13 protein-coding genes are annotated in these 13,861 nt (G+C 52.0%); 6 read left to right on the forward strand and 7 right to left on the reverse strand.

From position 1 onward, the window contains the following. Nucleotides 1-4: 4 nt before the first annotated feature. Nucleotides 5-286 (forward strand): SCP2 sterol-binding domain-containing protein, encoded by a 282-nt coding sequence (locus tag PJE062_RS24040; protein WP_008552794.1) that lies wholly within the window; start codon nucleotides 5-7, stop codon nucleotides 284-286. Between the two features lie 61 nt (nucleotides 287-347). Here the strand turns inward: PJE062_RS24040 and PJE062_RS24045 are convergent, their stop codons facing one another. Next, on the reverse strand, nucleotides 348-995 hold the full coding sequence (locus PJE062_RS24045; RefSeq protein ID WP_008552693.1) for a TetR/AcrR family transcriptional regulator: 648 nt from the start codon (nucleotides 993-995) through the stop codon (nucleotides 348-350). Between the two features lie 97 nt (nucleotides 996-1,092). Here PJE062_RS24045 and PJE062_RS24050 point away from each other — a divergent pair, with 97 nt between their 5' ends. Together PJE062_RS24050 and PJE062_RS24055 are read left to right on the forward strand one after the other, a co-directional pair. After that, nucleotides 1,093-1,899, forward strand: coding sequence for a response regulator transcription factor (locus tag PJE062_RS24050; protein ID WP_008552691.1), 807 nt, complete (start codon nucleotides 1,093-1,095; stop codon nucleotides 1,897-1,899). Between the two features lie 254 nt (nucleotides 1,900-2,153). Beyond that, the gene (locus PJE062_RS24055; protein ID WP_008552793.1) at nucleotides 2,154-2,906 is read left to right on the forward strand and encodes a hypothetical protein; all 753 of its coding nucleotides are present in this window, start codon (nucleotides 2,154-2,156) and stop codon (nucleotides 2,904-2,906) included. Here the strand turns inward: PJE062_RS24055 and PJE062_RS24060 are convergent. The 6 genes from PJE062_RS24060 to PJE062_RS24085 all read right to left on the reverse strand — a co-directional run bounded on the left by PJE062_RS24060 (nucleotide 2,892) and on the right by PJE062_RS24085 (nucleotide 8,893). Further along, entirely contained in the window at nucleotides 2,892-3,317 is a 426-nt protein-coding gene (locus PJE062_RS24060) for a Fur family transcriptional regulator (protein ID WP_037038169.1), read from the reverse strand. The two genes, PJE062_RS24055 and PJE062_RS24060, sit on opposite strands and share 15 nt — an antisense overlap. A 16-nt stretch (nucleotides 3,318-3,333) precedes the next feature. Continuing rightward, on the reverse strand, nucleotides 3,334-4,149 hold the full coding sequence (locus tag PJE062_RS24065; protein ID WP_008552780.1) for a metal ABC transporter permease: 816 nt from the start codon (nucleotides 4,147-4,149) through the stop codon (nucleotides 3,334-3,336). Continuing rightward, nucleotides 4,142-4,909, reverse strand: a complete 768-nt coding sequence (locus tag PJE062_RS24070) for a metal ABC transporter ATP-binding protein (protein WP_008552692.1) — start codon at nucleotides 4,907-4,909, stop codon at nucleotides 4,142-4,144. Before PJE062_RS24070 ends, PJE062_RS24065 begins: the two co-directional genes overlap by 8 nt. 162 nt (nucleotides 4,910-5,071) lie before the next feature. Further along, entirely contained in the window at nucleotides 5,072-6,256 is a 1,185-nt protein-coding gene (gene uxuA, locus PJE062_RS24075) for a mannonate dehydratase (protein WP_037038159.1), read from the reverse strand. Nucleotides 6,257-6,315: 59 nt separating this feature from the next. Next, nucleotides 6,316-7,080: an FCD domain-containing protein gene (locus tag PJE062_RS24080; RefSeq protein ID WP_008552767.1), complete on the reverse strand. Its 765-nt coding sequence runs from the start codon at nucleotides 7,078-7,080 to the stop codon at nucleotides 6,316-6,318. A 13-nt stretch (nucleotides 7,081-7,093) separates the two neighbouring features. After that, complete coding sequence (locus tag PJE062_RS24085; RefSeq protein ID WP_008552731.1) at nucleotides 7,094-8,893, reverse strand: glycoside hydrolase family 2 protein; 1,800 nt, start codon at nucleotides 8,891-8,893, stop codon at nucleotides 7,094-7,096. 656 nt (nucleotides 8,894-9,549) lie between these two features. On the opposite strand from PJE062_RS24085, the gene PJE062_RS24090 reads away from it, so the two are divergent. The 3 genes from PJE062_RS24090 to PJE062_RS24100 are packed head-to-tail and all read left to right on the forward strand — an operon-like array spanning nucleotide 9,550 to nucleotide 13,860. Further along, nucleotides 9,550-10,074, forward strand: a complete 525-nt coding sequence (locus tag PJE062_RS24090; protein WP_008552678.1) for a TRAP transporter small permease — start codon at nucleotides 9,550-9,552, stop codon at nucleotides 10,072-10,074. Between the two features lie 11 nt (nucleotides 10,075-10,085). Next, the gene (locus PJE062_RS24095; protein WP_008552755.1) at nucleotides 10,086-11,408 is read left to right on the forward strand and encodes a TRAP transporter large permease; all 1,323 of its coding nucleotides are present in this window, start codon (nucleotides 10,086-10,088) and stop codon (nucleotides 11,406-11,408) included. Nucleotides 11,409-11,460: 52 nt separating this feature from the next. After that, on the forward strand, nucleotides 11,461-13,860 hold the full coding sequence (locus PJE062_RS24100; protein ID WP_037038160.1) for a glycoside hydrolase family 31 protein: 2,400 nt from the start codon (nucleotides 11,461-11,463) through the stop codon (nucleotides 13,858-13,860). The last annotated feature ends 1 nt before the right edge of the window (nucleotide 13,861 follow it).

Below are 13,861 nucleotides of genomic sequence, written 5' to 3' on the forward strand. Positions count from 1 at the left end.
AAATATGAGCATGGAAGCAATTTTGAATGACCTGAAAGGCCGCGTTGAGTCCAGCGACTTTGACAGCTCAATCAAGTTTGACTGCGGTGACGAAGGTATTCTTGTGATTGATGGTAACTCCATCTCCACAGACAACCAGGACGTAGATTGCACAATCGGCGTTTCCTTCGAAGATCTGCAGTCCCTGATCGCTGGCGATCTGGACCCAACTGCTGCATTCATGCAGGGCAAGTTCACCATTGATGGTGACATGAGCGTTGCAATGAAACTAAGCCAGCTGATCTAACAACAGCTGCGACGAGATTGTGCATTCGGGCCGCGCGCCCGGATGCCCCATAGACGAAAGTCTACAAAGCTTCTTGCACTCTTTGCTCGAAAAGTTGCTGCAGAAACATCGCCCAGTGCTCGATGTAGGCCTGCTTATCTTCCTCTCTCATAAACAGACCATCCGACGTAATCAGACCCGTCATCATCTGACGTGATGCTGTAATCAGCGTGCGCGCTGTTGCCTGACTGATCTGATCACTCTCAAAGATTGCCAGAATTCGATCATCGGTGACTTTTGCGAAGTTGTCGAAGGTGGGTTTGATGCGGCGGCGCAACGTATCTTCTGTTCGCGCTGCAACAAGAATTTCCATCATGGTGAGGTACTCAGGAGAGTTCGCCTGATTCGTCCACCATTTGATAGTTAGCTCAGAAATTCTGCTTTTATCCTCACCGATTTCGTTCAACCACTCCAAAGTTAGCCGAACTGATTTAGCGAGCAATCTTTCCAGAACGAAGACCATCAGATCTTCTTTAGTCGGGAAATGATGCTGCAGCGCACCCTGCGAAAATCTCGTCTTTTCCGTAATTTTCTTAATAGATGCACGGTGATAGCCAAATTCGTGCAAACAACTGATAGCGGCAAGGAGGATCTCCTTACGCATACGATCACTCTTCTCTGCCTGAGTAGATTTTCGCGTTTCGCCGGTATCTTGAAAAATATTTTTCATAGTGCCTCACATCAACGCTTGTAAAAAAACCATATGCATGTATTTTTTTCAAGAGATACGACGAAACACGTAGTGCATAGTTTAGGGAGGAGAAATTATGTATCGGGAGCGTCAGTCCACTGTTGGAACCCTAAGGGAGAAGGTTTCCATGCACACTGTTATTATTGGTGATCCACATCCGGCATTTTCCAGAGCACTTGCGAGCATCTACTCAAATGAGTGCCACGGCGTAAATGTACTTGTGACGAAGAGCTTTTCCGAGTTGCAGACTTGGGTAGAACTTCACCCTTCCGCAGTGGTACTTGTGAACCCTCGGATGAAGGGGGCACCAGGTCTCAGCACAGCGTCTACGCTTCTGGAGACCTATGAGATTTCCAGCCTTGTTATGTTGCTTGAGCAGGATAACCCGGGCCTTTCCGAATACTTCATTGCTCGCGGCGCAACCGCAGCAGTGCCTAAAACCGCTGACTTCTCAGTGTTCAAGGCTGTTTTGACCGGTGGCACCGTTGAAGTGACAACTGAAGCAGAAGATGCGCAGAACGCGTTTGGCATCGACTTCTATGAAGGTCTTGCGAACCTGACACGCCGTCAGGCCACCATTTTGACCTATCTGAAAGAAGGCAAGCTGAACAAGCAGATCGCGCATGAGCTCGGCATCTCCGAAGCGACCGTGAAGCATCACGTTTCTGCGCTGCTGAGCACTCTCGGCTTCTATTCCCGCTCTCAGCTGGTGGCCATGATCAACGAGCTTGGCATCAACGTGGATTATCGTGGTGGCAACCGTAAAGCGGCCCGCGCGAAGACCAACTCACGTCGTGTGGCCAATGGCTACAAGATCGCCGGTGCCGGCGCTGGTGTGACACCAGCTTCCGCGCTGCAGCCGACATATGTTGCGGCTCCTTAAACCAAACTGACACACCCTGTGGCGAGAATGTCGCTCCCTCGCCGCAGTGTATTCTCCTTCCTTTTGCGGGCGTTACAGCAACGACAAGTCCAACAGTTGACGTTGCTGTAGCGCTCTTGCCACAGCAAGCAGATTGTTTCTTCAGATTGACTGTTTGCGCTCTATACGCACTTGCCGTTACGTTAATTTTTCCTCATTATTGATTTTGCAGGCTCCCAAGGCCGGGCTTCAATCTTTAAGAGGACTAGGAAACTGTGCAGCCAAGCGATTTTGCCAGTTTGAGCGACCTTGAGGTCATTTGGAGCGATCACGGCGGAACCTGTCCGATCCCCACACGCACCCTTGTTGCTTCCGATTTGCTGTTGAGCATTGGCCCTTCACCTGACAGAGAGTTTGATCAGACGTTTCAACGCATTTCCGGCGCACTTGTGCTTGCCTATGGAGATCCGCTGTACAACGGTGGTCTGCGGATTGTTGATGAGGTTGCTGAGCCAGAGCAAAGCCAGTTGAGCCTTGTGTTTTCCTCCAAGCACCAAGGGCATTTCAACACGGTCAGCCATGAAGCCTTCTACAACAATGAGAACGCGCTTTATGTGCCGTTCCGCAATCTCAGCGAAGTGCATCCGGAAGATGATATTGAAAGCCTGTTTGGAGACTATTCACCAGGCATCTTCCTCAGATATGTGGTGAGCGAGCGTACGCGTTCATTCCCAGATATGCTGGCGCGGCTTGCTGAGCGAGCGACTGGATTACAGGTGTGCAGCAAAAACCGGTCTTTGCTGTTCTCCAGCCTGTCAGAGCTTCGGCGTAAGTTGCCGAGTGATCTCATTCTGGTTGATGGAAGTGGGTTTGGTGGACAGCCAGCTTCACGGCAGCAGAAGAAGCCCCTGCTCTACACGACCAACTGGATTTCCCGAGAACTGATTGAACCGTCAGAGCTGCATCACACCGAAAGTGAGGTGCCAAGTCTGTTTGATCTTAGGCGCCGGTTCTCACTCAGCTCCTGAGGTGTCTTCCGACTTTTCCTGACAAGAAGCGCAAGTGCCTTTGATCTCGATGGAGGTTGATTTGGCATCAAAGCCGTTTGCGCTGGCCCAGCCGCTCAGGATTTCAGCCACATCATTATCCGCAAACTCCAAAGCTTTGCCGCAGGTTTCGCAGATGGCGAAGCCAACCATCTCAACTGCGTGGCAAGCTGGGTGAGCACAGGCAACAAAAGCGTTCATGCTCTCAAGGCGATGCACCAAGCCAAGGCCGATTAGTTTGTCGAGCGCACGATAGACCTGCAATGGTGCGCGAAGTCCCTCAGTCCGGAGCTGGTCCAGAATAGAGTATGCGCTCATCGGCGCATCTGAAGCACACAGCAGATCCAGAACCAGACGCTGATTTTTCGTGAGCTTCACTTCTGCAGTTGCCATTGCCACTTCTTTCACCCTATTGCCCTCGCTCCTTTCCCAATACCCCGTTTAGGAGGCGAGATGCAAACAATGATAGCAAAAATAAACAGAGGCTGGCCACGACGATAGACGGACCTGAAGCGCTGTCGAACTGCAATGAGCCTTCCAGCCCCAGAACAACACTCGCAACCCCAATGACTGAGGATGCGACCGCCATTTGCTCTGGTGTTCTTGCGAACCAACGAGCAGTTGCTGCAGGAATGATCAGCAGAGCAGTGATGAGCAGAACACCGACGATCTTCATCGCGATGGCAATAATGGCGGCCATCATGACCATGAAGATGAGCTGCGTCAGGTCTGGATTGAAACCCTCTGCCTCTGCCAGTTCACGATTGACTGTTGAAGCCAGCAAAGGGCGCCAGAGGAAGTACATCAGGCCAAGGATGACTGCTGCGCATGCGTAAATGGCGATCACGTCTTCATTGCCAACGGCGAGAATGTCTCCGAAGAGCAGCGAGAGCAGGTCAAACCGCACGTGGCTCATAAAGGCGATCAGCACCATACCGAGCGCCAGAGCGGAGTGAGAAAGCAATCCCAGCAGCGCATCTGTTGAAAGCGAGCCTCGCTTTTGCAGGATGAGCAAGCACAAGGAAACCGTGACCGTAACGGCGAGCACACCGAGCATAAGGTTGATGTTCAAAAGGAATGCCAGCGCAACACCCAGCAATGCAGAGTGGGACATGGTATCGCCAAAATAGGCCATACGACGCCAGACAACGAAGCAACCAAGCGGGCCAGCGACCAGGGCCAGACCAATGCCTGCGAGCATGGCTCTGAGAATGAAATCATCCATGATTGCAGCAGTCTCCCGAGTTCCCCTTGGATGGAACGATTGTGCCGTCAGCTTTGTGGCTGTGGTCGTGATGATGGTGGTAGATCGCCAAAGACTGGGACGCCGGATCACCAAACAGCTGCTTATACGCATCTGAGGCGGCGACCTGTTCTGGCGCACCGCTGCAACATACGTGGCCGTTGAGGCAAACCACCGTATCCGTCTGCGCCATAACCACATGCAGATCGTGAGAGATGAGCAGGATACCGCAATTCAGCTCTTCACGGATTTTGAGGATCAGATTGTAAAGTGCAATCTCACCGGAGTAGTCAACGCCCTGCACAGGTTCATCCAGTACCAGAAGGTCTGGCGTGCGCAGGATTGCGCGGGCGAGCAAAGCTCTTTGGTATTCCCCACCAGACAATTGCTGTACATTGGAATCTATGAGGTGAGAGATGCCCGTCTTTTCCAGCACCGCATCAATCTCAGCCTTCGAGGGTTTGGCTGTCAAGCTCATCAACCGGCGGACGGTGAGCGGCATAGTCCAGTCGATTGCAAGCTTTTGCGGAACGTAACCTACCTTGAGGTTCGGCTTACGCTTGATTGATCCGGCATCTGCTTTCAGCACGCCCAGTGCCGTTTTCGCAGTTGTGCTTTTGCCAGCACCGTTTGGTCCGATGAGCGTAACGATCTCGCCAGACTTCACATTTAATGAGACGTTCTGAATCAACCAGCGGCCTTGCCGTTTGATCCCAACTCCATCCATTTCAATCAATTGCACGATAGGCACCTCAACTCGTCGCGGGCAGCACCGCGAAGGGGATGGCATTTATATGTTACGTAATAATATAACACAAATAAAATATTCGTTGATTTCACAATGGCACAAAAAAAGCCGGAGCAATGCCCCGGCTTATATGATGTTTGATTGCTGAAAGTTCACTCAGGCTGGCTCGCGCATTGCACGGACTGCTGTTTCCACCCCGCGTAGTTCGGCCAAGCCACGCAGGCGGCCAACTGCTGGATAGCCCGGTGCAGACTTCATCTGCAGATCTGACAGCATCGCGTGGCCGTGATCCGGGCGGAACGGGATCAGATCATCCAAACCTGCTGCTTTTCTGCGCTCTTCTTCATCCACCAAAGCAGAGATCACACCAACCATGTCAACGTCACCTGTCAAGTGATCAGCCTCATGGAAGGAAAGCGGGTTCTGCTCGCGCTTGGTTGCACGCAGATGCACGAAGTGAATGCGGTCAGCAAAGCGCTTCACGATGCCTACAAGATCATTATCAGCCCGAACACCCAGAGAGCCAGTGCAGAATGTAAAGCCGTTTTCAGGAACATCGACTGCTTTCGAAATATACTCGTAGTCAGATTCAGTGGAACACACGCGTGGCAGGCCAAGCAGTGGACGTGGCGGGTCGTCCGGGTGAATGGCCATAACAGCACCAGCTTCAGCACATACCGGAATAACTTCCTTGAGGAACAGCGCGAGGTGCTCTCTCAGCTTATCCGCATCGATGCCCTCATAGCGTTCCAGATGAGCGCGGATGTCTGCTGTGGTGTAGGACTCTTCTGAACCTGGCAGGCCTGCGAGGATGGTTTTGACAAGACCGTCCTTATCTTCCTGCGTCATGCTTTCATATGCGGTAGTTGCGCGAGCGAGTTCTTCCTCTGAATACTCATCCTTTGCATTTGGACGCTCGAGGATGAAGATATCGAAGGCTGTAAAGATATCCGCATCAAAGCGCAGGCATGTGGCTCCTGTTTCCAGCTCATACGCCAGATCGGTGCGGGTCCAGTCCAGAACGGGCATGAAGTTGTAGCAGATCTTGGTGATGCCGCAGGTCACCAGATTGCGGATGGATTGCTTATACGTCTCAATGTACTTTTGAAAGTCACCAGTGCGCGTTTTGATGTGCTCGTGTACCGGGATACTTTCAACAACAGACCAGACGAGACCTGCAGCTTCGATCTCATCTTTGCGCTTTTGAATTTCTTCAACTGGCCATACTTCGCCATTCGGGATGTGATGGAGAGCGGTGACAATGCCCGTTGCCCCTGCCTGCCGAACATCTGCGAGAGTGACCGGATCGTGTGGGCCATACCAGCGCCAAGTCTGTTCCATGTTTAGCTCTTTGCTTTTCAAATTTTGGGGCCTGAGCCCGGTTTAACATTTCATGTCGGTTATTTTTTGAGATCGTTCACCGCGGCCAGCGGGTCCGTATCAAACAGGTACGCATCGAATGACGGATCATCGACGTCAGAAAGTTCCAGCAGTGTCATGCGCACATTCTCAAGATGCTGCCACATGGCTTGCCGGGCCATTTGCGGATCGCGGCATTGCAGTGCTGTCAGGATTGCCTGGTGATCGTCCAGCCACTTCTTCTGATAGCCTCTGTCGAAAATACGCTGGTGCAGCTGCTCCCACATGCGGGAGCGCTTGCGAAGCGTCCAAAGGTGTTCAACTGACTCAGTCAGGACCGAGTTCTGGCTCGCCTGTGCAACCAGACGGTGGAACTCTTCATCTGCCTTGTGGCTTCCTGAACCGGATTCAATTTCATCCCGCTCCTTGGCCAATGTTTCACGCATCTGGATGATGTCGGCTTTGGTCGCCATTGTGGCGGCAAAGGCAGCGATGTTGCTTTCTAAGAGTTGGCGAGCCTGCAGCAGTTCAAATGGGCCGATGTCCGTTTCCAGCGCACTGTCCGGCATCACATCCCCCGGGAGGCGGAGAACATAAGTACCTGACCCTTTGCGCACATCCACGAGTCCCTGCACTTCGAGCATGATCATGGCATCTCTGACCAATGACCGGCTCACGCCCAGATCCTCAGAAATCTTGCGCTCTGTGGGGAGCTTGTCACCAATGGCAAAGGCACCGTTCGCCAAATCGCGAACCAGCTCTTCTGCCACATCCTGATAACGTCTTCTGTTCGGGTCTAATGTCATGGTGCAATCCAGATCAGTTTTTCGCTTTCAGCTCTGCATAAAAATCTGCAAGAAGTTTGAAGGCTGTTTTCTTTGTTTTCTTGTCTGAGGCTATCAGGCCTTTGCGGTTCCAGCCCTGCTGGAACATGTTTTGTCGGCGTTCCACACGGAAATCATAGAGAATCCACGGTGAGATGCCCTTCACGAATTCTCGCTGGCGCAAGGTGGCAATCTGCTTGCGATAGACCTCGGCCATATAACTCTCGCTGAAGAAGCCCTTTTCCAACTTGCCTTCGCCGATGTAACCATCTGCGCCAGTTTCGGAGATAACAACGGGCTTACCGGGGTCGGAGTTGTCGAGGAAGTCGATCAGGTCGTCGAAGTTCTCCTCATACCAACCGTAGTATTCGTTGATGCCGATCACGTTGATGTGCTGGATCAGCCGGTCTTCGATACGGTTCTTGGTGTGGTTGACAAGGCAAGCGGCTGAGGTCAGACGCGTTGGATCCATGTCTCTCGCGGTATCAACCAAGTGCTTCATGAATGAGAGGCGCTCGTCTGTGTCCGGATTTTCGTTCCCAACAGACCAGATGACGACGGAGGCCCTGTTGCGGTCTCGCTTGATCAGCTCCTGAAGCTGGTTGCTGGCATCTTTAAGAGTGTCCGGGTTCTTGAAGTCGATCGCCCAGTAGACCGGGATCTCTTCCCAAAGCAGAATGCCTTCACGGTCTGCCATTTTAGCGGCGCGTTCATCGTGCGGGTAATGGGCGAAGCGCATGAAATTGCAGTTCAGCTCTTTGGCATGCTGGAAGCGCTGCTCCAGATCTTCATCACGCAGCACTTTGCCGGTGAACTCGTCATCTTCATGGACAGAGATACCGCGGAAGAAAATTGGTTTTCCGTTCAGGAGAACATCTGTGCCGACTTGCTCAATTTGGCGAAACCCAATCTGATCTTCAATGCGATCTACGCCGAGAGTTGCAGATACGCTGTAAAGGCGCGGGGTTACTGGTGACCATAGTTCTGGCTTTGCTGGAATTGTCAGCTTGCCGAAGCCGTCTTCATCGACAGGGATTTCAACTTTGATGCCCAGCTCTGCTAGCTCAACAGTGACAGGTGCCTTATCTGGCCCATCCACTTGTAGCTCAACCGCGATTTTGTCGTAGGAGCTATCAGGAACCAGATAGGCGAAGAAATCTGAGATGAGTGTCTTTGGGGTTCTGTAGAGTTCGACATCCCTGTAGATGCCACCGTAGTTGAACCAATCGGTGTTACGCATGGGCACGCGGTCGAGCGTGCGGGTGTTGTTGACACACAGCATCAACCAGTTGCGACCCTGCTTCGCATGCTTGGTAAGCTCAACGTTGAATGGGGTGGAGCCACCATAGTGGTTGCCGAGGAACTCTCCGTTGAGGAACACCTTACAATCATACTGGGCTGCCCCTACTCTCAGGAACAAGCGTTCATCCTCAGGCAGCTCGTCCAGATCCAGCGGGCGCGTGTACCATGCACTGCCTTCAAAAAAGTACCATTTGTCTTTGAGCATCGACCAGCACGACGGCACGGGGACAGTTTCCCCTGCATAGGGATCGTAGTCGTACGGTTCTGTTTTTTCTTCCGGGGCTTCCGGTGTGAAGGAAAACCACTTCTGGCGCAGTCCTGTGTCCAGTAGGTCGACGCAGAAGTTCCACTCTCCGTTCAGCGACTCAGCCTTACGGCCACCAGTGAAGATCAAAGTGCTGCTGTTCAGGTTTTGCGTGTTGAAGGGGACGTCGTAGTCCTCATCATGCAGGCAAGCCAAGCCGTTGTCGGCACCTTCCATCCGCTCAAGCATCACTGATCCTCATTGACCAATACCGGTTTCGTCGTTCTTGGGACATCAGTCCAAGTTGGTCGACCTATTTATGCACTCTCCAGATGACAGGGAACTTTTGCTTTTGAATTGCAAACCTCACCAACAGGACACTCTTCCACTCATTGAGCTGCGAATGGTCCTTCTGATGGTCAGCAAATCTTCTGCCATCACTCTCAACCTACTGTATTCAATAGATTAAACACCTGATTGAGAGTTTTTTCCCACTTCCTCCGGGTTTGCACATACCTTTCAGCAATCTACCAGTGGTTGGTGCTCGGGTAACCTCTTCATCTTTCTTATGAATCAAGAGAGCAGCGCCAAACCGGCAGATTTGTTGAAAGGTGAAGAAAGGAGATCAACCAAACCTCTCTCCACACATGCCACATTTCTACAAAACTGCGACATTGTCAAACCATTTTATCATATTGGTTGACCAATAATCAAAAATCAGCAATTAATTGGGAGAGAGGTAATTTAATTGGATTCATTGGATATCCGTAGATCTGCAGATCTCCAGCTGAAACCCTCTCACGAATTCAATAGTTCCTGAACAACCCCTCAGGAGAAATTGGTCGCCCACTGCAGATTCTTTCTGCATACTAAGCCCGCGCCCTCACCTAGATTAGGGAATTAAAATGCAAGCGCTGACCAAAATAGTTAATACGATCCTGAAGGCCGTCACCGTGTCGGTTTTTGTGGTGCTCGTGGTGTGTGTGGTTTGGCAGGTTTTCTCGAGATACGTTCTTGGAACCCCAAGCACCGTGACCGATGAACTCGCTCGTTTCATGTTTATGTGGATCGGCCTGATTGGTGCGGCCTATACGCTCGGAATGCGAAGACACCTGGCAATTGATCTGCTGACCGGCTCTCTGACCGGCAAACGGAAACTGCTTTCAGATTACTTCATCGTTCTGGCAATCGCCTTCTTCTCTGGTATCGTCATGCTTTATGGCGGCGGGCAACTGGTTATGAAGACGCTCGCCAACGGGCAAGTCTCTCCCGCTCTCCGCGTTCCAATGGGCTACATCTACGCAGCCATCCCGTTCTCTGGCGGCATCATGCTGTTCTACTGCGTTGAGTTCTTCCTTGGTCTTGTTAACGGCACAGGTACAGGTCCAAACGACCAGATGCCTGACGCTGCTGATACTGCTGCTAAATAAGAGTAAGTCTGATGGAATTTTTAAGTAGTGAGCTTCAAAGCGGTCTTATTCTGTTTGGTGTTTTTGGCATTCTGGTTACCCTTGGTGTGCCGATCTCCTTTGCCATCGGGCTGGCAGCAACGGCGACGATTACCTTTCTGATCTCTTTTGATCAGGCACTCTTTGTTGTTTCGCAGAAGATGGCGAGTGGCCTAGACAGCTTCACGCTGCTGGCGATCCCGTTCTTCATCCTTGCTGGTAACATCATGAACTCCGGCGGCATCGCGCGGCGTTTGATTGAGCTGGCGAAGATCGTAGGTGGCCGGTTGCCGGGCGCACTGGCACACGTCAATGTGCTGGCGAACATGCTGTTTGGCTCTATTTCCGGCTCAGCTGTGGCGTCTGCTGCTGCAATCGGCGGCATTATGTCTCCGCTGCAGCGTAAGGAAGGATATGATCCGGCCTTCTCCGCAGCTGTGAACGCGGCTTCTTGCCCAACTGGTATGCTGATCCCACCTTCTTCCACGCTAATCGTTTACTCTCTGATTTCCGGCGGCACCTCAGTCGCAACGCTGTTTGTTGCTGGTTATCTGCCGGGTATTCTGATGGGTCTCGGCGTGATGGTTGTGGCTGGCATTGTTGCGACGAAGCGCGGTTATCCGTTGATCCCGCTGCCAAGCTTCAAAGAGATCATCTTCAAAATTGCCGATGCATTCCTGCCATTGCTGCTCATCTTCATCATTATGGGCGGTATTATCGGCGGCGTATTCACTGCAACTGAAGCTTCTGCTGTGGCAGTGGTTTACACTCTACTGCTCGCCGTTGGCATCTACCGCGAAGTGAAGATCACTGATCTGCCAACCATCATCCTTGAGAGCGCGATCACCAGTTCCATCGTTCTTCTGCTAATTGGTTGTTCCATCGGCATGTCATGGGCGATGACCTTTTCCGACATTCCGTATGCGATTGGTGAAGCACTGGCGAACGTCTCTGAAAATCCGTTCATTATCATGCTTGTGATCAACATCTGCTTGCTGGTGATTGGGACTTTCATGGACATGACGCCTGCCCTGCTGATCTTCACACCGATCTTCCTGCCTGTTGCGACTGAGCTTGGAATGGATCCTGTGCACTTCGGCATCATGATGACCTACAACCTGTGCATCGGCATCATTACGCCGCCAGTGGGTAGTGCGCTGTTCATCAGCTGCTCCGTGGGCAAGGTGGCTATTCAGGATCTGATCAAACCAATGCTGCCGTTCTATGCAGCGGTGATCTCCATTCTGATGCTGGTGACCTTCATTCCTGAAATCAGCCTGTTCCTGCCACGCGTCATTCTTGGCTATGGCGGATAACAGACAGAAACCAAGCAACCATAACAACAACCCAATAACTGGTTGAAGTATAATGAAAACGCTAGGTAAGTGGTCCTATATCGTGTCCGAACAGAACCGAGTTGATCTGCTCGTGGATGGCAAGCACCTGCTCTCTCTGTTCGTTCTTGAAGACAAGCTTGTTCGGGTTCTTTTGCGCAAAAACGGAGAGTTCAGACAAGGACGGACCTGGTCCATCACACCGGCTGAAACACCAATGCCGTTTGAAGGTCGGTCCCGTCTTTCTGCTGAAGGGTTCTCTCTTCCAGAGTTCAAGCAGGAGCTCACGGAGGACACACTGGTACTGGAGACGCGTGCTTTGCGCGTCTCCGTAAAAACACCACTTCAGATTATCTGGGAAGCAAAGAACGAGGACGGGTCTTATCAGATCATTGCCAGCGAGCGTCCAACAGGCGCTTACATGGTGGGTGTGAAGGACAACAAGAACTCACACTTCTTCAACCAGCCTGCGGATGATCGGATTTATGGACTGGGCGAAAAAGCTGGCAACCTTTTACGTAATGGCCGTCGCTATGAAATGCGCAATCTGGATGCGATGGGCTATGATGCTGAGACAACTGATCCACTTTACAAGCATTTGCCATTTACGCTGACGCGGACCGGCTCTGGTATTTCCTATGGCGTGTTCTACGATAATTTGGCGAGCTGCTGGTTCGATCTGGGAAACGAGATCGACAATTACCATCGGCCTTACAGATCATATCGGGCGGTAGATGGCGATCTAGATTACTACTTCATGCTCGGCCCTTCCCTGCTGGAGGTGACCAAGACGCAGGTCTGGCTGACGGGCAAGCACATCTTCCCACCAAAGTGGAGCCTCGGGTATTCCGGCTCCACCATGTACTACACTGATGCTGACAATGCGCAGGAGCAGTTGGAAGGCTTTGTAGACTTGATCAAGGAACACGCCATTCCCTGCGACAGCTTCCAGCTTTCATCGGGTTACACATCCATCGGAACGAAACGTTATGTGTTCAACTGGAATTATGAGAAGTGTCCTGATCCCAAGGCCATGACCTCCAAGTTTCTGGATGCAGGCGTGCATCTGGCAGCCAACATCAAGCCGTGCCTGTTGCAGGACCACCCAATGTATGAGGATGTGGCTGCTAAGGGTCTGTTTATTCGGGACAGTGAAGCCGATCAGCCGGAGCACTCGTTGTTCTGGGATGATGAAGGTTCTCATCTCGACTTTACCAATCCGGAGACTGTCAGCTGGTGGAAGGCGAATGTCACTCAGCAGTTGCTTGAGCGAGGGATTGGTTCAACCTGGAACGACAACAACGAGTATGAGATCTGGGATTTCTCAGCTCGGTGTCAGGGGTTTGGCGAGGAAATCGAAGTTGGGCTTATCCGACCACTGCATTCCTTCCTTATGATGCGTGCATCCTTTGAAGCGCAAGTTGAGTATGCGCCCGAGGAACGCCCCTACCTCATCTCCCGCAGTGGCTGCCCTGGCTTGCAGCGTTATGTTCAGACCTGGACAGGCGACAACCGGACGGGCTGGAACAACCTGAAATACAACATCCGCATGGGCCTCGGGCTTTCCATGTCTGGCATCTACAATGTTGGTCATGATGTTGGTGGGTTCTCTGGGCCTCGTCCTGATCCAGAGCTGTTTGTTCGCTGGGTTCAGAATGGTGTGATGCACCCGCGCTTTACGATCCATTCGTGGAATGATGATGCCACCGTCAATGAAGCCTGGATGTATCCGGAAGTGACGCCGCTCATTCGCAATGCGATCCAACTGCGTCAGTATCTGATGCCTTACTTCTACACCATGCTGCACGACATGCATGTGATGGACGAGCCGCTGCTTCGCCCGACCTTCCTAGATCACGAAGGGGATGAGCGCACCTTTGCCGAGACGGATGACTATCTACTTGGCCAGGATCTGCTGATTGCATCCGTAGTTGAGCAAGGAGCAACAACGCGTGAGGTTTATCTGCCGGACAATGGCGACGGGTGGTACGAGTTCGATACAGGCGCGTATCACAAGGGCGGACAGACGATCGTTGTTGATGCCCCCTTGGAACGCCTGCCACTGTTTGTGCGGGCTGGCACTGTTCTGCCGCTCGCCAATGCAACAGCAAAGAACACGACAGAGTGTGATCTGAACGCGCTGGCGATCTTCCCATTCCAGGGAATAGGAAAGCGTGAGTTGGCTGTATTTGAGGATGATGGCATCAGTCATAAATGGCTGGAAGGTGAGCACAGCACCTTGCACATGGTTCTCTCCAGCACTTCCGATGAGCAAACCTTAACTCTGTGTCGCAGTGGCTCCCTCAAGACTGATGGACGAGACCTCTCCGTCTTCATCAAAGGCCGCTCTCCAAATGGGCTGGTTCCGACTGTGGTCGTGAACGGGCAGCCGATTTCGAACGACACCCACTCTTTCTCCCTCAATGAGCTTTGAT

It is taken from the genome of Pseudovibrio sp. JE062 (genome assembly GCF_000156235.1).
GTDB lineage: Bacteria > Pseudomonadota > Alphaproteobacteria > Rhizobiales > Stappiaceae > Pseudovibrio.